General features: G+C 64.3%; 19 protein-coding genes and 1 tRNA gene. 8 read left to right on the forward strand and 12 right to left on the reverse strand.

The window, feature by feature from the left end; genetic code table 11:
* Positions 1 to 26: 26 nt before the first annotated feature.
* The 3 genes from ABZN20_RS08330 to ABZN20_RS08340 are packed head-to-tail and all read left to right on the forward strand — an operon-like array spanning position 27 to position 1,941.
* Positions 27 to 629 carry an FMN-dependent NADH-azoreductase gene (locus ABZN20_RS08330; RefSeq protein ID WP_218807461.1) on the forward strand — a complete coding sequence of 201 codons (603 nt, stop codon included), beginning with the start codon at positions 27 to 29 and terminating at the stop codon, positions 627 to 629.
* Positions 630 to 662: 33 nt separating this feature from the next.
* Positions 663 to 1,076: a DoxX family protein gene (locus ABZN20_RS08335; protein ID WP_218807462.1), complete on the forward strand. Its 414-nt coding sequence runs from the start codon at positions 663 to 665 to the stop codon at positions 1,074 to 1,076.
* A gap of 13 nt (positions 1,077 to 1,089) precedes the next feature.
* Positions 1,090 to 1,941, forward strand: a complete 852-nt coding sequence (locus ABZN20_RS08340) for a pirin family protein (RefSeq protein ID WP_218807463.1) — start codon at positions 1,090 to 1,092, stop codon at positions 1,939 to 1,941.
* A gap of 225 nt (positions 1,942 to 2,166) precedes the next feature.
* Here the strand turns inward: ABZN20_RS08340 and ABZN20_RS08345 are convergent, their stop codons facing one another.
* The 3 genes from ABZN20_RS08345 to cmoA form a co-directional block, all read right to left on the reverse strand.
* Positions 2,167 to 2,577, reverse strand: coding sequence for a hypothetical protein (locus ABZN20_RS08345; RefSeq protein WP_218807464.1), 411 nt, complete (start codon positions 2,575 to 2,577; stop codon positions 2,167 to 2,169).
* A 351-nt stretch (positions 2,578 to 2,928) separates the two neighbouring features.
* Positions 2,929 to 3,004: transfer RNA gene (locus ABZN20_RS08350), tRNA-Glu, on the reverse strand.
* A 100-nt stretch (positions 3,005 to 3,104) separates the two neighbouring features.
* Positions 3,105 to 3,833 carry a carboxy-S-adenosyl-L-methionine synthase CmoA gene (cmoA, locus tag ABZN20_RS08355; protein WP_218807465.1) on the reverse strand — a complete coding sequence of 243 codons (729 nt, stop codon included), beginning with the start codon at positions 3,831 to 3,833 and terminating at the stop codon, positions 3,105 to 3,107.
* Between the two features lie 73 nt (positions 3,834 to 3,906).
* Here cmoA and pcnB point away from each other — a divergent pair, with 73 nt between their 5' ends.
* From pcnB to panD, 5 genes are all read left to right on the forward strand, one after another.
* Positions 3,907 to 5,319 carry a polynucleotide adenylyltransferase PcnB gene (gene pcnB, locus ABZN20_RS08360; RefSeq protein WP_218807466.1) on the forward strand — a complete coding sequence of 471 codons (1,413 nt, stop codon included), beginning with the start codon at positions 3,907 to 3,909 and terminating at the stop codon, positions 5,317 to 5,319.
* Between the two features lie 12 nt (positions 5,320 to 5,331).
* Positions 5,332 to 5,829: a 2-amino-4-hydroxy-6-hydroxymethyldihydropteridine diphosphokinase gene (folK, locus tag ABZN20_RS08365; RefSeq protein WP_367027347.1), complete on the forward strand. Its 498-nt coding sequence runs from the start codon at positions 5,332 to 5,334 to the stop codon at positions 5,827 to 5,829.
* Complete coding sequence (panB, locus tag ABZN20_RS08370) at positions 5,822 to 6,631, forward strand: 3-methyl-2-oxobutanoate hydroxymethyltransferase (RefSeq protein WP_218807468.1); 810 nt, start codon at positions 5,822 to 5,824, stop codon at positions 6,629 to 6,631. Before folK ends, panB begins: the two co-directional genes overlap by 8 nt.
* On the forward strand, positions 6,628 to 7,488 hold the full coding sequence (gene panC / locus ABZN20_RS08375) for a pantoate--beta-alanine ligase (protein ID WP_218807469.1): 861 nt from the start codon (positions 6,628 to 6,630) through the stop codon (positions 7,486 to 7,488). Before panB ends, panC begins: the two co-directional genes overlap by 4 nt.
* A 100-nt stretch (positions 7,489 to 7,588) precedes the next feature.
* Positions 7,589 to 7,969 carry an aspartate 1-decarboxylase gene (gene panD / locus ABZN20_RS08380; protein WP_218807470.1) on the forward strand — a complete coding sequence of 127 codons (381 nt, stop codon included), beginning with the start codon at positions 7,589 to 7,591 and terminating at the stop codon, positions 7,967 to 7,969.
* A 4-nt stretch (positions 7,970 to 7,973) separates the two neighbouring features.
* Here the strand turns inward: panD and folP are convergent, their stop codons facing one another.
* From folP to ABZN20_RS08425, 9 genes are all read right to left on the reverse strand, one after another.
* Complete coding sequence (gene folP / locus ABZN20_RS08385) at positions 7,974 to 8,810, reverse strand: dihydropteroate synthase (protein ID WP_367027348.1); 837 nt, start codon at positions 8,808 to 8,810, stop codon at positions 7,974 to 7,976.
* Between the two features lie 97 nt (positions 8,811 to 8,907).
* Complete coding sequence (gene folE2 / locus ABZN20_RS08390) at positions 8,908 to 9,714, reverse strand: GTP cyclohydrolase FolE2 (protein WP_367027349.1); 807 nt, start codon at positions 9,712 to 9,714, stop codon at positions 8,908 to 8,910.
* Positions 9,711 to 10,148: a 6-carboxytetrahydropterin synthase QueD gene (gene queD / locus ABZN20_RS08395; RefSeq protein ID WP_218807473.1), complete on the reverse strand. Its 438-nt coding sequence runs from the start codon at positions 10,146 to 10,148 to the stop codon at positions 9,711 to 9,713. Before queD ends, folE2 begins: the two co-directional genes overlap by 4 nt.
* 71 nt (positions 10,149 to 10,219) lie before the next feature.
* Positions 10,220 to 11,197, reverse strand: coding sequence for a CobW family GTP-binding protein (locus ABZN20_RS08400; RefSeq protein ID WP_255556547.1), 978 nt, complete (start codon positions 11,195 to 11,197; stop codon positions 10,220 to 10,222).
* The gene (hisI, locus tag ABZN20_RS08405; RefSeq protein WP_218808936.1) at positions 11,190 to 11,543 is read right to left on the reverse strand and encodes a phosphoribosyl-AMP cyclohydrolase; all 354 of its coding nucleotides are present in this window, start codon (positions 11,541 to 11,543) and stop codon (positions 11,190 to 11,192) included. Before hisI ends, ABZN20_RS08400 begins: the two co-directional genes overlap by 8 nt.
* A 53-nt stretch (positions 11,544 to 11,596) precedes the next feature.
* Positions 11,597 to 11,815, reverse strand: a complete 219-nt coding sequence (locus ABZN20_RS08410; protein WP_218807474.1) for a hypothetical protein — start codon at positions 11,813 to 11,815, stop codon at positions 11,597 to 11,599.
* The gene (gene dksA, locus ABZN20_RS08415) at positions 11,812 to 12,192 is read right to left on the reverse strand and encodes an RNA polymerase-binding protein DksA (protein ID WP_423246444.1); all 381 of its coding nucleotides are present in this window, start codon (positions 12,190 to 12,192) and stop codon (positions 11,812 to 11,814) included. Before dksA ends, ABZN20_RS08410 begins: the two co-directional genes overlap by 4 nt.
* Positions 12,193 to 12,265: 73 nt before the next feature.
* A complete protein-coding gene (locus tag ABZN20_RS08420) occupies positions 12,266 to 13,984 on the reverse strand; it encodes a formylmethanofuran dehydrogenase subunit A (protein ID WP_367027351.1) in 1,719 nt (572 codons plus the stop codon).
* Positions 13,985 to 14,002: 18 nt separating this feature from the next.
* Entirely contained in the window at positions 14,003 to 14,668 is a 666-nt protein-coding gene (locus ABZN20_RS08425; RefSeq protein ID WP_367027352.1) for a DUF1826 domain-containing protein, read from the reverse strand.
* Positions 14,669 to 14,685 lie beyond the last annotated feature (17 nt).

Genomic DNA, 14,685 nt, shown 5'->3' on the forward strand with positions numbered 1-14,685 from the left:
ACCTGATATCCCAAAGGAGGTACGCTATGAACACCCTATTGCAGATCAACACCAGTCTGTTTTCGGAAGAGGGGCACTCGTCGCGCCTGGCGCACAGGTTGGTACGGGCCTGGCGGTCGCGGCACCCGGAAGACCGCGTAATCGTGCGCGACTTGGCGAAAGACCCTCCGCCCCACCTCACGGCGGAGCGGGTTCGGGCTTTCGCCACGCCGCTCGACGCACGCACCGGCGAACAGCGGGCCCTCGCCGCTTATTCGGATGCATTGATCGACGAGCTGCAACAAGCGGACGTCATCGTGCTGGGACTGCCGATGTACAACTTCGGCGTACCATCGGCGCTCAAGGCCTATTTCGACCACGTAGCGCGGGCCGGTGTTACCTTCCGCTATACCGGGAACGGGCCGGTTGGCCTCCTGGGCGACAAGAGGGTCTTCGTGCTGGCCACGCGCGGCGGAGTTTACCGCGGTGCGGCAAAGGACACGCAGACCGTCTACGTCGAAGACTTTTTCAACTTCGTAGGTGTCGGCGACGTCCGGTTCATCTACGCGGAGGGACTGAATCTCGGCCAGGAGCGACAACATGCCACCCTGGCGGAAGCCCATGCTCAGATTGACCGCTTGGTCACCTGATTGACTGTCGAGTCATCTACGCGGAGTGCCTCTATGAACCCCTTGAATACATTCGCTGAATTCTTCGGCCGCAGCTTTCTGGCAGCGATCTTCCTGATTTCCGGCTTGGGCAAGCTCGGCCATTACGCCGGGACGCTAAGCTACATGGCTTCCGCCGGCGTGCCGGGAGAGCTGCTGCCCGCCGTGATCGTGCTGGAAACGGCCGGCGCTCTCGCCGTCGTCATCGGTTGGCGGACGCGGCCCGCCGCGCTGGCGCTGGCGGGCTTCAGTCTTCTGGCGGCCGTGATCTTCCACACCGACTTCCAGGATCAAATCCAGAGGATCCTGTTTCTGAAGAACGTCGCGATCGGCGGCGGGTTCCTGCTGCTGTTCGTCCACGGCGCCGGTCCCTGGAGCCTGGACGCCCGGCGTACGGCGGCCCTCGCACCGGCAACCCCGAGCAAATGACGGAGGACTTCCCATGACCACCCGGACTCTCGACTGCGTCATCCCTTCCGTCGCCGCCTCCGACGGTGCCGGGGTGAAGCTGCGGCGCAGCCTCGGCAGCTCGCAGGCGCTGCGCCATGATCCCTTCCTGCTGCTGGACGAATTCTTTTCGGACGATCCGGACGATTACATCCGCGGATTCCCCGCGCATCCGCACCGAGGCTTCGAGACCGTCACCTACATGCTCGACGGCCATATGCGCCACGAGGACAGTATCGGTCACCGCGGCGATCTCGGTCCCGGCGACGTGCAGTGGATGACCGCCGGGCGCGGGATCATCCATTCCGAGATGCCGCAGCAGACCGAGGGCCGGATGCGCGGCTTCCAGCTCTGGATCAACCTCCCGGCCCGGGAAAAAATGAAGCCGGCCGCCTACCGCGACATACCGGCGCGCGAGATACCGACCGTGGCGCTGGAAAACGGAGGCGAGGTCCGTGTGATCGCGGGCACGCTGATTGCGGACGAGCATCGCGTCTCCGGTCCGATCCAGGGCTTGAGCACCGAACCGCTGTATTTCGACGTGCATATTCCGGCCGCCGCCGTCTTCACGGCTCCCGTCCCCGCAGGCCACAATGGACTCCTCTACCTTTACGACGGCACGGCGACCGTCGGCGGCGACCGCCAGGCACTGCCGCCTCGCGATGCCGGGCTTCTCACGAAGGGGGAAACGGTCCGCGTCGAAGCCGGACCGCAAGGTGCCCGCTTTCTCCTGCTCGCCGGGAGACCCCTGAGGGAACCCATCGCCCAGCACGGCCCCTTCGTGATGAACACCCGGGAAGAGATCGAGCAGGCACTGGCAGATTACCGGGACGGCACTTTGGCTTGATCGGCCGGACCTTCTCGTGATCGCCATACGGGCGACATCATCCCGTAAATCTTCCCCGCCAGACTGAAGCCCGCCACGTTCGGACCAGACCAAAAACGGGCTACGGCGTGACACCCCCCTGGCTCACGCCGGCGTGGCATTCTTGCCGGGATGGGCGGGAGATTTCCAAAGTCCCGCAGTCGCTTCGCGCGACTGCGGGCTTCTTTTTTACCGGTTCTCTATGTCCTACTGCTGGGGCTGCTGCTGTTGCATTTGCTTTGCGCGTAATGCTCCGCCCAACAACATCGCAGCTCCCCGTCGCTTCTCCGTCTGCTGGATATTTTCCTGGGCGTTATCGTAAGCCTGGGCCCGTTGACTATGGACCTGCGACCCCGTCAACTGACGCTGATAAGTCTTTTCCGCCGAATATTGTTGACGGCTTTGCTGGTTCGCATTCTGGTTCTGTTGCGCCGACTCCTGCATGCTTTGGAGGTTTTCCTGTCGAGACTGCTGCATCTGCTCCGCGCTCTGCTGGCGTTCCTGTTGCGCCTGCTGCGAGGACTGCTGCACTGCACCCCCGAAACCGCGAGCTTGAACCACAGTGCCGAACAGCACGCCAGCCAAGCCCAAAATCGCGCTTGAATATTTGTAATTCATGATTCCACCTGGGTCTGTGGATGGGCATAGGAAATGGACCTTTCACCGTTGGCGATCGGCCGGCATGGATTCTATCAACAGGTGGCGCGGCTGAGTGCAGCTCCGGGTGCGTCGACCGCCAGGTGCCAGGACATCCAACGTCTTGGACCGGGGGGACTTTCGCCCATTCGAGAACTCGTTTTTTGTTCCTGTTTCGAGCAGGGTAGAAACCGAACGGCAACCCTGGGCCGACGCCGGTCACCAGGACATCACGAAGGTGGAAAAATAGAATGGGGTATCGGCCAAAAAGCCGAGGGCTCATCCGTCATCGGGCATACGGTTGCTGCCTCAATTTTCGGCTTGTTGATTTCATGGCGTCCCCAGGGGGATTCGAACCCCCGTCGCCGCCGTGAGAGGGCGGTGTCCTGGGCCTCTAGACGATGGGGACAAATTTGGAGAGTTGGCAGCCCCGGAGGCATCCGGACGCCGCGCAACCGTCTTGAGGAGGGCGAAGAATACTACAAAACCGCATGCATCTCCATATGCCCTCACTTGACGGCCACGATGCCGACGAAGTTGTACCATTTGAAGAACACGTCGACGTAGCGGAAGCCGGCCAACTTGAGCATCTCGAGATTCTCCGCCAGCTTGTACGGCACCAGGACGTTTTCCAGGGCCTCGCGCTTCTGGGCGATCTCCAGTTCGGTATAGCCGTTGCGCTTCTTGAATTCGTAGTAGTACTTGATGAAGGAACGATTGAAGAGGGAGCTCTCGCCCAGTACTTTCTCCACCAGAACCAGCGCGCCGTTTTCTTCCAGCCCATCATGTATGGCCTTGACCAGCCGGTCGCGGTAGAGCGGGCGGACGAACTGCAGGGTCAGTATCATCAGGGCAATCGACGCTTTCTCCATGGCGATCCCCTGGTTCAGATCGGCACGGACCAGCTCGACGGCGTTGGCGAAAACGTGCCCGGCCATCTTGGCGCGGCATTTCGCCAGCATCTCTTCGGAGTTGTCGACCCCCACGAGAATAAGCCCGCGCGGCCCGATCGCCCGGTCCAGGCCGATCAAGGTGGTACCCGTGGAGCAGCCGAAATCGTAGATGCGGGTGTCCGGCGCGGCGAAGTCGCCGGCCATTTCGGCGATCATGCGCTGCAGTTCGGCATAGAAGGGCACCGAGCGCTCCAACATGTCGTCGAACACGGTCGCGACGCTCTCCCCGAAGCCGAAGTCGTCGAGAAACGACTGCGACTGCCTGTAAATTTCGTCTTTAGACATTGAGTTACGGATTTCATCGAACGGCGTAAAAGCCGCATGGGTCGCTCGATTGAGCCGGTCTTTCACCTGGGTTATGATTCATATACAACTTCCTATAACCAAACAACCAACAAATCCTCTGGAAATCTTCGCCTTCATCAAACGGTTGACCGGTGCGTTGCGCCCCGCCGCCGCGGCAGCACCGGATCCCGTTGCCACCGGCCCGCGGATTTATTCCCGCTCCGAACATTCGATCTCGCGCACGCTGATCAGCGACAACGCGCTGAAGGTGCTCTATCGCCTGCGTAAAGCGGGCTATCAGGCCTACCTGGTCGGCGGCTGCGTGCGCGACCTGCTGCTGGGGCGGGAGCCGAAGGATTTCGACGTGGTCACCGATGCCCACCCCGAGGAAATCAAGGCCGTTTTCCGGAACTGCCGGCTGATCGGGCGCCGCTTCCGCCTTGCCCATGTGCATTTCGGCGAGGAGATCATCGAAGTCGCCACCTTCCGCGCCCTGACCCGCGAGCCGCACGACGAGCATGTTACCGAAGACGGACGCATTCTGCGCGACAACGTCTACGGCACCATCGAGGAAGACGCCTTCCGGCGCGATTTCACGGTCAATGCGCTGTATTACAACATCGGCGACTTCTCGGTGATCGATTACGTCGGGGGCATGGACGACCACCGCAACGCGTCGCTGCGGCTGATCGGCGACCCCGAACAGCGCTACCGCGAGGATCCGGTGCGGATGCTGCGGGCGATCCGTTTCGCGGTGAAGCTCGGCTTCACCTTGCATCCGAGCTGCGCCGAGCCGATTCACCGTCTGGCGGACCTGCTGCGCGACATTCCGGCGGCCCGGCTCTACGACGAGATCGTGAAGCTGTTCCTGGCCGGCTACGCGGTGCAGACTTTCGAGCAGCTTCGCCATTTCCGGCTGTTCGGCTCGCTGTTCCCGGAAACGGAAAGCTGCCTGGCCCGCGAAAGCGGGGGATTCCCGCTTACCTTCGTGGCCAAGGCTCTGGAACGCACCGATCAGCGCGTCCAGGAAGACAAGGCGGTCGCGCCCTATTTCCTGTTCTCCGCCTTGCTGTGGGAGCCGGTGCGCAGCCGGGCCGAAGCCCGGATCGCCGAGGGCGAAAACGCCATCGTGGCCTATCAGGAGGCGGCGTCCGAAGTCATCTCCCGCCAGACCCGCCACACGGCTTTCCCCAAGACGATCGGGATCCCGATGCGGGAAATCTGGCTGCTCCAGTCCCGCTTCGACAAGACCCAAGGGGGGCGTCCTTTCCGCCTCCTCAGCCATCCGCGTTTCCGTGCCGCCTACGACTTCCTGGTGCTGCGCGCCGAGACCGGCGAAGCCGAACCGGAGCTGGCGGAATGGTGGACCCGCTTCCAGTCCGCCGACGAGGCCGAGCAGAAGGCCATGACCCGCACCGGCCGCAGGCCCGGCGGAAAATCCAGGCCCCGGAAACGGCGCAGGCGCGCGCCGGTAGCGGCGGCCTGACCCTTTCCGGGAATGAGCGGCGAACGCAAGGCTTACATCGGTCTCGGCGGCAATCTCGGCGACGCGGCCGAAACCGTGCGGACGGCCCGGCGGGCGATCGGCACCGCGCCCGGCGTGCGGGAACTCGCTTTTTCCAGCCTTTACCGCAGTGCTCCGATGGGACCGAGCGGCCAGCCGGACTACGTCAACGCCGTCATGGCCGTCGCCACGACGCTCGCGCCGCCGGAACTGCTGCAAGCCCTGCAGCGGATCGAGCAGACCCACGGCCGCGTCCGCACCGGCGAACGCTGGGGACCCAGGACGCTCGACCTCGACCTGCTGCTCTACGACGACCTCGTGTTCGACACGGAAACCCTGACGATACCGCATCCCGGCATCGCCGAACGGGAGTTCGTGCTGTATCCGCTGGCGGAAATCGCGCCCGACCTCCACGTTCCCAGCCGGGGTCCCTTGCGGGAGCTGGTCCGGAACTGCCCGCGCAGGGGCCTTACGGTCATCGCCCATGACTGATCCGGTGACTCTGCCCAGCCTGCTCGCCATGAAGCGGCGGGGAGAAAAGATCGCCTCCCTCACCGCCTACGACGCATCCGCCGCGTCCCTGCAGGACGAGGCCGGCATCGAGGTCATCCTGGTCGGCGACTCGCTCGGCAACGTCATCCAGGGCCAGCCCACCACCCTGAGCGTCACGCTCGACCACATGGTGTACCACACCGCCTGCGTGCAGCGGGCGGCGCGGCGCGCCCTGGTGCTGACCGACCTCCCCTTCCTGAGCTATTGCACCCCCGAACAGGCGGCCCATAGCGCCGCCCGGCTGATCCGCGAAGGCGGCGCGCAGGCGGTCAAGCTGGAAGGCGGGCGGGAGCGGCTCGGCATCGTCAGGTTCCTGACGGAGCAGAACGTTCCGGTATGCGGCCATCTGGGCCTGCAGCCGCAAGCCATCCACCGATTGGGCCGTTACGCGGTGCAGGGCCGCGACGCCGAATCGGCAAGCCGCATGATCGAAGACGCCTGCCTGCTGGCCGAAGCCGGCGCAATGCTCCTGGTGCTCGAATGCATCCCCTGGGAGCTGGCCCAGGAAATCACCGCCGCCGTCGAAATTCCCACCATCGGCATCGGCGCCGGCCGTCATTGCGACGGCCAGGTCTTGGTCTGGCAGGACATGCTGGGCATGAGCGCGCAGCACCTGCGCTTCTCCAAGGACTTCCTCGCCGGCCATGCGGACATTCGAGGGGCGATCTCGGCTTATGTGCGAGAGGTCAAGGCCGGCACCTTCCCGGGCGACGAACACAGCTTCGGCCGCGACGGCCCATGAGAATCGTCCGCACGAAAACGGAACTGGAAGCCGCCCTGGCACCCTGGCGGGCGGCGGGTGACAGCATCGCCTTCGTGCCCACCATGGGCAACCTGCACGCCGGCCACCTCCACCTGGTCGACACAGCGAAGACACGAGCCGCGCGGGTGGTCGTCAGCATCTTCGTCAACCCGACCCAGTTCGGGCCCGGTGAGGACCTCGCCGCCTATCCCCGCACGCCCGGGCAGGACATCGAACGGCTCCGCGACCATCAGGCCGACCTGCTGTATCTGCCCGACGCTGCCGACGTCTACCCCGACGATGGCCAGCCGACGACCTTCGTCGAAGTGCCCGGCCTGTCGGAGCAGCTCTGCGGAAAATTCCGGCCCGGCCATTTCCGCGGCGTCGCCACCGTGGTCTGCAAGCTGTTGAACCGGGTACGGCCGGACCTTGCCCTGTTCGGCGAAAAGGACTTTCAGCAACTGGCCGTCATCCGCAAGATGGTGCGCGACCTCGACATGCCCGTGACGATCGTGGGCGTCCCGACGGTGCGCGAGCCCAGCGGCCTGGCCATGAGTTCCCGCAACGGTTATCTCAGCCCGGAGGAAAAGGAACGCGCTTCCCTCATCTTCCGCACGCTGAACCGTGCCGCCGAAGCCGTGCGCGAGGGTGAGCGGGATTACCCGCGCATCGAGCAGGAAGCCGCCGAGGCGCTCGAAGCCGGCGGCTTCTCGGTCGATTATGTCAGCATCCGGCGACAGCGGGACCTCGCTGCGCCTTCGGCAGAGGACGATGCGCTCGTGATCCTGGCGGCAGCGCATCTGGGCAGGGCAAGACTGATCGACAACATCCTGATTTCCCTGGACCCAACCCATTGATGAAATGGATTGTTTCCGATTCTCCACAGTCGCCGGATTGCTACGCTCCTGTCCATCCGGCATAATCCCACGCCCTGATCAGACCTGACAGGTACGCTCAATGCAAACCACGATGTTGAAAGCCAAGTTGCACCGAGCGCGTGTGACCCATTCGGAGCTCGAATACGAAGGCTCCTGCGCCATCGACGGCGCCCTGCTCGACTGTGCCGGCATTCGCGAGTACGAGCAAATCCAGATCTACAACGTCAACAACGGCGAACGCTTCACCACCTACGCCATCCGCGCCACCGACGGCTCCGGCACCGTCTCGGTCAACGGCGCCGCCGCCCGCCTCGCCGCCGTGGGCGACATCGTCATCATCTGCGCCTATGTCGGCTTGAACCAGGCCGAACTGGCCGCCTACCGGCCGAACCTCGTCTACGTCAACGAAAACAACGAAATCACCCGGACCAGCCACGCCATCCCGGTGCAGGCGGCCTGAAGCCCTAACGCGCGCGGCGGATCGCATCCGCGACATCCGCCGCCTGCCGGTTTTCCTTCACGTCGTGAACACGAAACAGCCGCACCCCGGCTGACACGCCCAGCGCGGTGGTCGCCACCGTCGCCGGCACCAGGGCCGCCGGCTCGGTTTCGCCGCAGACCGCTCCCATGAAGCGCTTCCGGCTGGTGCCCAGCAGCACCGGGTGACCCGTTGCGACGAAGCGGTCCAGATGGGCCATCAGCTTGAGATTGTCGTCCCGGCGCTTGCCGAAGCCGATGCCGGGATCGAGCAGGATGGATTCGCGCGGGACCCCGGCGCGCCCGGCCGCCTCCGCCCGCTCCAGCAGGAACGCCAGCACTTCGGCGACCACGTCTTCGTAATGCGGCCGCTCCTGCATGGTCGCAGGCGTACCCTGCATGTGCATCAGCACGACCGGCACGCGCTCGGCCGCCGCCAGCGGCAGCAGGGCGGGATCGTCCCGCCCCGCGGACACGTCGTTGATCAGATCGGCGCCGGCCCGCAGGGCCGCACGGGCCACTTCCGCCCGCGTCGTGTCGACGCTGATCCCCACCCGCTCGGGCAGCAGCACCCGCAGGCGCTCGATGACCGGAACCACGCGGGCGAGCTGGACCGCGGCCTCGACCGGTTCCGCCCCCGGCCGGGTCGACTCCCCGCCCACGTCGATCACGTCGGCGCCCTCCCCCGCCATGAACACGCCGCGGCGGACGGCCTGCTCGACGTCGTCGTACAGGCCGCCGTCGAAAAAACTGTCGGGGGTGACGTTGAGGATACCCATGATCAGGGGGCGATCCTGGGCGAGCGCAGCATGCAATCGGTTCATGGAACGGTCCGGGCGATTTTTGGCCCGCCATTCTATTCGATCGCGTCGCTTCCCGTACCAGGGAATTCGTGGCAGCCAGCGGCAGAAGGCGGGGTCCTCAAGCGGCCGCCGTCCGCTTGTCGCGCTCGATCAGCGCGTAGGCCGAATGGTTGTGGATGGACTCGAAATTCTCCACCTCGACAACGTAGGCGGCGATACGCGGTTCGGCGTCCAAACGGGCGGCCACGCCTCGCACCAGGTCCTCGACGAAGCGGGGATGGTCATAGGCGTATTCGGTGACGTATTTTTCGTCGGGACGTTTGAGGAGACCGTAAAGCGGTGAAGAAGCCTCGGCCTCCACCCACTCGATCAACTCTTCGATCCACACGAAATCCCGGATGCACACGGCGACCGTGACATGAGAGCGCTGGTTGTGGGCGCCGCGTTCGGAAATCGCCTTGGAACAGGGACACAGGCTGGTGACCGGCACGGTCACTCTAAGCCGTGTCGTCGTTGCGGCTCCGGCGATTTCACCGATCAGGGCGACCTCGTAATCCATGAGACTCCTGACGCCCGTCACCGGCGCTCGTTTCTCCAGGAAGTAGGGAAAACGCATCTCGATGTGACCGGCCTCGGCGTCCAGGCGCTCCACCATTTCCACCAGCATCGCCTCGAAGGAGGCGATGCTGATCTCGCGGTCGTGGCCGTTGATGATCTCCACGAAGCGCGACATGTGGGTCCCCTTGAAATGATGCGGCAGACTCACCGCCATGTCGAAACGGGCGACGGTGCGCTGTTCGCCCAGACTTCGATCCCGGACCCTCACCGGGTGGCGAATGCCCTTGATCCCGACCCTGTCGATGTCTATGCGGCGCAGGTCCGCTCGGCCCTGCACGTCGTCGATAGCCAGCCCTGCGTCTTTCATGCTTCGTCCTCGGTGTAGCGGACCGACGACGTATCCGTCTCCCAGACGGTCACCGCACTCACCTTGGCGAACTCCCGATCCAGCTTTGAGGAAAGCCGGCGGTAAAACCAGCCGGCCAGATTTTCCGCGGTCGGATTGATCCTGTCGAACGGCTCGATCTCATTGAGATAGCGGTGATCGAGGCGGTCGGCGATGGCCCGCGCTTCGGCCTTGATCTTCCTGAAATCCAGCGCAATGCCCAGGGCATCGAGGACCCTGGAAGACACCTCGATGTCGACCTTCCAGTTATGGCCATGCAAGCGCCGGCAATCGCCGGGGTAGTCCCGCAGCGAATGCGCAGACGAAAATTGAACCTGAACCCTGAGCGTATAGCGGCCGCGAAGATTCGAATCCGCCAACGGAAACAGGCTGCAATGTGGACCCTGCGAAGACATTGCCGCTACGCCCTCGATGAAAACGGACCGATACTTGCGCGACGGAGACGGCGACGAGCAATCCGGGAAGCTCAACCATCGGTGTGGCAGGAAGCCAGCGCAGCCCGGATTTCCTCATGCGGCAGGTTGCGCCCGATGAAGACCAATTGGGACTCGCGCGCCTCCCCCTCTCCCCAAGGCAGCCCCGCCGTGTCGCCGAACAACATGTGTACGCCCTGAAAAACGATGCGGCGGTCGCAGCCGGCTACGTTGAGTATGCCTTTGTAGCGCAACAACTCCTGACCGAACCGGCCGACCATGATTTCCATGAAGCAAAGCAGACGCGCGAAGTCGAAAGGTTTGTCGGAGCGATACACGAACGAACCGACGGCGTCATCATGTTCGTGGCTGACGTCCTCCAGAAAGTCCGGCTCCAGGGCAAGGATTTCCCTCAGATCGAACCCCCGGATGTCGAGGACTTCGCGCAGGTCCACCTGACCGAAGTGGACTCGCAGCAGGGGCGCCCGCGGATTCATGGCACGCAGGCGCGCCATCAAAGCGTTCACCGCTTCCTCGCTGACCAGATCGGTCTTGGACAACAGAATGCGGTCGGCGAAACCGACCTGCTCCTGCGCCTCGTGGCACTCGTCGAGCTGCCGCGGAGCGTGTTTGGCGTCCACCACCGTGATGATGGCGTCCAGGCGGTAATCCCGGGCAACGCCTTCGTCGACGAAAAAGGTCTGCGCCACCGGCGCCGGATCGGCCAGCCCCGTGGTTTCGATGAGAACCCGGCAGAAATTCACCGCGCCCCGCCGGCGGCGCTCCGCCAGATCGCCCAGGATGCGCACCAGGTCGCCACGCACCGTGCAGCAAATGCAGCCGTTGTTCATCTCGACGATCTGCTCGTCGCCCTGCTGCAGCAACTCGTTGTCCACCCCGATCTCACCGAACTCGTTTTCGATCACGGCGATACGCTGACCATGCGCTTCGCCGAGGATACGGTTCAAGAGCGTGGTTTTACCTGCACCCAAAAAGCCGGTGAGAATCGTTACTGGAATGGGTTCACTCACGAGACAGACTCCTCGAATCGACGACCAGGTCTTCGCCGTCGACGCGGTTGTAAAAACAACTCGAACGTCCGGTGTGACAGGCCGGACCCTGTTGATCGACCAGAAGCAGCACCGTGTCGCCGTCACAATCCAGGCGCAGCTCCTTCAGCCACTGCCGGTGCCCCGAAGTCTCACCCTTGCGCCAAAGCGCCTGGCGCGAACGCGACCAGTAGCAGACACGCCCGGTGGCCAGCGTCTCGACGAGCGCCGCGCGGTTCATCCACGCGAGCATGAGCACCTGACCGGTGTCATATTGCTGGGCAATGGCGGGAATCAGGCCGCGGTCGTCGAAAGGCAAGCTATCCATGACGGCCCGCCATGGCAGGCGGGCACCTTCCGGCAAGGCTTCGGCCAAGTCGATCACGGCTGAGTCTCCTGCGCCGCGTGCTCAAACCAGCCCAACACGCGCAGCCAATGGGCGTCGCCGTAAAGACGGCGAAAACGCCCGGCTTCCTCGGCCTCTCCGTCCCTCAAGGCGGCAAGCCGTGCATGGAGGAAAGCCGCCGTCAATGGAATGCCGCATTCCACCTCGATGCAGTGGCGCCACGCGCTGTAGGTCTGTGGGACCCGGAAGGTCATGACGGATTTCCCTGCCGTTCGGCGCGCTCGTGGCGGTTCTGGGCTTCCAGGCAAAGCGTAGTAGTGGGCCGGGCAAGCAGACGCCGCAAGCCGATCGGTTCGCCCGTTTCTTCGCAATAGCCATAGGTTCCCTCGGCGATGCGCGCCAGGGCGGCATCGATCTTCTTCAGGTACTTGCGCTCGCGGTCCAGCCGGCGCAGTTCGATGAGATGTTCTTCTTCCAACGTCGCCCGGTCGTTGGGATCGGAAAGAACATCCCCTGCTTCCAATGCGGTCCGTGCCGAAAAAGCGCGTTCCAATAATTCGGCTCGAAGGGCTCCCAAGTAGTGACGGAAGAAGGCGGTCTGACTCGCGTTCATGTAAGCGCCCGCCGGCATCGCCAATAACTCCTCCGCACTGATAGGGCTACCGTCGGCTAATTCGACGTCGTGCTCAAGCATTGTCTGGTCCTCATGCCGCCCGAATCGAATGGAAGCGCTCGGCATCGCCCCGCTCGAAGGCCACGCCGCCCACGGTGAAATGGTCCAGCGACAGGCTGTAGAAGCGATCGAAATAGGCTTTGACGTCGCGCTCGATGCGCCTGTCGTAGCAAGGCTCGATGGTCAGCGCCGAACCCGCCGGCCGATCGACCACGGCCCCCTCGTGAACTACCAGCCTTCCGCCTTTCCATACCCATGCCGCGTCGGTGAACATCGCCCGCTTATCCGCCTGCGGCCGGTAGGCCGCGACATCGGCGATGGCGCCGGGACACAGGTGGCCGCGGTCTTCCAAACCCAAAAGACGCGCCGCGGCTGCCCGTGTCATGACCGCAATGTCGTGGAGGGAAAACTCCCGGCGCAGGTGAGGCAAAAGCGTCAAGGCCAGCGCTTCCTGATCGAGCCGGGCCATGACCGATGCACGGTAGTCGGCGTCCATCAGCAGACGGATCAGTTCCGGATAGGCGGTGAAAGGCGCGCCGTTGGGATGGTCGGTGGTGAAGAACAACCGCCATGGCTCTTCCGCCAGCAGGAAAATCTCGAGACCGATGGCCCACTGCAGGGTGTTGACGAAACTCCGCTCCCGGTACCGATAAGGCACCACCCCGCCGGCGCCGTCGCACTCGGCCTCCCACACCACCCATTTGCCGGGGCTGGCGTCGCCGCGGCGGCTGTACTGCGCGATCACGTCGCCGGAAACGGTGACCGTCTGCCCGAACAGCACCTGACCCACATCCATGGTGATGTTGGGGTGGCGGTGGAAAGCTTCCATTAGGCGCGCCGCGCCCGAGGAAAAGCCCTTGGCGCCTTCCTGCCCGTAACCGTAGAACTGGATGTGCGCCAGATGCATGGGCAGACCCTGTGCGGCCTCCATGGTGGCGATGGCGGTTTCCACGTTGCCGGGGACGCCGAGGTTGTTGCAGTGGACGTGCACGGGATGCGGGATGCCCAGCTCGCACACGGCCCGCTGCAGCGTTTGCAGGATCCGGCGGGAGCTGACCCCATAGTAGGGCACGACGTCGTCCAGATCGAATTGGCGCATGTTCCATTTGAAGGCCGCGGCCCCGCCGGCATTGATCACCTTGAGTCCCAGACAGCGGGTGGCATGCAGCGTCCAGGCCACGTAGTCGTTGACCTGCGCCTGGCTGGCCCGGTCGCGCAGCAGTCCCAGCAGAAAATCGTCGCTGCCCAGAATGGCCAGGCCCGCCGTGTCGATGATGGGGATGTCGGCCATTTGCAAATGGGCATCCAGGGCGTTGGCCGGCAGCACCGCCGGCTCGACCACCGTGGTATACCCCATCCGGGCATAACGGTAGCCGATGTCGGCGCTCGACCATTTGGCCGTGCTGACAAGTTCGCCGGGAGCGAACTGGGACCGCAAAGCGGGCCCCGAAGGGGCGAATCCCATGGATGGGGTGAGCAGCGGATGGTTCAGCCGCCGCGCCATGAAGTTCCGATGCTGCTCCGGCAGGAGCACCCTCGCCGTGTTCACGTTGCCGCCGGCGATGTGGCTGTGGATGTCGATCGCTCCGGCCATGAGGATATGGCCCGAAAGGTCGTGCACCTCGTCGACGGAGGCATCGGGCCCCGGGTCGGCGGCGACGCGCCCATCCCGGAGGTACAGATCGCGGATCTCACCCGCCCACCCCTGTACCGGGTCGTAGACGGACGCGCCGGAAAGCCTGGTCAGCACGCTCCACCCCTTCCGCTATTAGAGCAAGTCCAGGGTCAACAGCAAGCGGCGCGGCTGTTCTGGCGTTGGCCTGGGGGAGCGATGCACGGCGCCGGGATAGTCCCTCCCCTCCCAGGTGGCGCCCTTCATCAGGGCGACGGCATGGGCGGGCATGGTGCGCACGTCGCCGAGAATCAGCCCGGAATCCTCGTCGGGCAGGCCTTTCGAACCGGCCAGCCCCAGCTTGCTGCGGTCGACCTCGTCGTCCGCCAGCCACTCGGTCCCCAGCCCGCCGTAGGTGCACACCAGGCGGCAGGGTACGAAATCGACATGGAAGCGCGGGCACATGGCCTGGTTCAGCGTGCGCAGACGCAGCCCGACCGAGCCGGTTTCGAACAGATCGCAGAAGGCGGCGGTGAGCCGGGCGATGTCCCGCCACCACGAATCATGGCCCTCCAGCTCCCGGTACCCGGGCAGCAGCGAGGAAAAATCGAAATGCTCGAAGGACAACGCCTGCGACGATTCGATTGCGTCCCCGCGCTTCAGCAGTTCGCCCACGAAGCGCCCGATCGCCGGCTCGGGCGCGCGCCGGATCAGGCAGAGATTGACATCCGGCTGGTAGATGCGCGCCAGATCGGCGAAAACGTCGGAGATGATGGCGGTCCGGACCGCGGGAGTTTGACGCGGGCGGGCGGCGGCGTTCATGGCGTATCGGTGAGCAA

It is taken from the genome of Methylococcus sp. ANG (assembly GCF_040730495.1).
In the GTDB taxonomy this organism is placed as follows: Bacteria; Pseudomonadota; Gammaproteobacteria; order Methylococcales; family Methylococcaceae; genus Methylococcus.

Bases quoted from the DNA above. Each gene is read 5' to 3' on its own strand.
- ABZN20_RS08425 (WP_367027352.1), bottom strand. From the start codon at position 14,668: ATGAACGCCGCCGCCCGCCCGCGTCAAACTCCCGCGGTCCGGACCGCC.
- folP (WP_367027348.1), bottom strand. From the start codon at position 8,810: ATGAACCGATTGCATGCTGCGCTCGCCCAGGATCGCCCCCTGATCATG.
- folK (WP_367027347.1), top strand. From the start codon at position 5,332: ATGAGCGGCGAACGCAAGGCTTACATCGGTCTCGGCGGCAATCTCGGC.
- panB (WP_218807468.1), top strand. From the start codon at position 5,822: ATGACTGATCCGGTGACTCTGCCCAGCCTGCTCGCCATGAAGCGGCGG.
- pcnB (WP_218807466.1), top strand. From the start codon at position 3,907: ATGATTCATATACAACTTCCTATAACCAAACAACCAACAAATCCTCTG.
- panD (WP_218807470.1), top strand. From the start codon at position 7,589: ATGCAAACCACGATGTTGAAAGCCAAGTTGCACCGAGCGCGTGTGACC.
- ABZN20_RS08410 (WP_218807474.1), bottom strand. From the start codon at position 11,815: ATGACCTTCCGGGTCCCACAGACCTACAGCGCGTGGCGCCACTGCATC.
- folE2 (WP_367027349.1), bottom strand. From the start codon at position 9,714: ATGAAAGACGCAGGGCTGGCTATCGACGACGTGCAGGGCCGAGCGGAC.
- queD (WP_218807473.1), bottom strand. From the start codon at position 10,148: ATGTCTTCGCAGGGTCCACATTGCAGCCTGTTTCCGTTGGCGGATTCG.
- ABZN20_RS08340 (WP_218807463.1), top strand. From the start codon at position 1,090: ATGACCACCCGGACTCTCGACTGCGTCATCCCTTCCGTCGCCGCCTCC.
- dksA (WP_423246444.1), bottom strand. From the start codon at position 12,192: ATGCCGGCGGGCGCTTACATGAACGCGAGTCAGACCGCCTTCTTCCGT.
- ABZN20_RS08335 (WP_218807462.1), top strand. From the start codon at position 663: ATGAACCCCTTGAATACATTCGCTGAATTCTTCGGCCGCAGCTTTCTG.
- hisI (WP_218808936.1), bottom strand. From the start codon at position 11,543: ATGGATAGCTTGCCTTTCGACGACCGCGGCCTGATTCCCGCCATTGCC.
- ABZN20_RS08330 (WP_218807461.1), top strand. From the start codon at position 27: ATGAACACCCTATTGCAGATCAACACCAGTCTGTTTTCGGAAGAGGGG.
- cmoA (WP_218807465.1), bottom strand. From the start codon at position 3,833: ATGTCTAAAGACGAAATTTACAGGCAGTCGCAGTCGTTTCTCGACGAC.
- ABZN20_RS08345 (WP_218807464.1), bottom strand. From the start codon at position 2,577: ATGAATTACAAATATTCAAGCGCGATTTTGGGCTTGGCTGGCGTGCTG.
- panC (WP_218807469.1), top strand. From the start codon at position 6,628: ATGAGAATCGTCCGCACGAAAACGGAACTGGAAGCCGCCCTGGCACCC.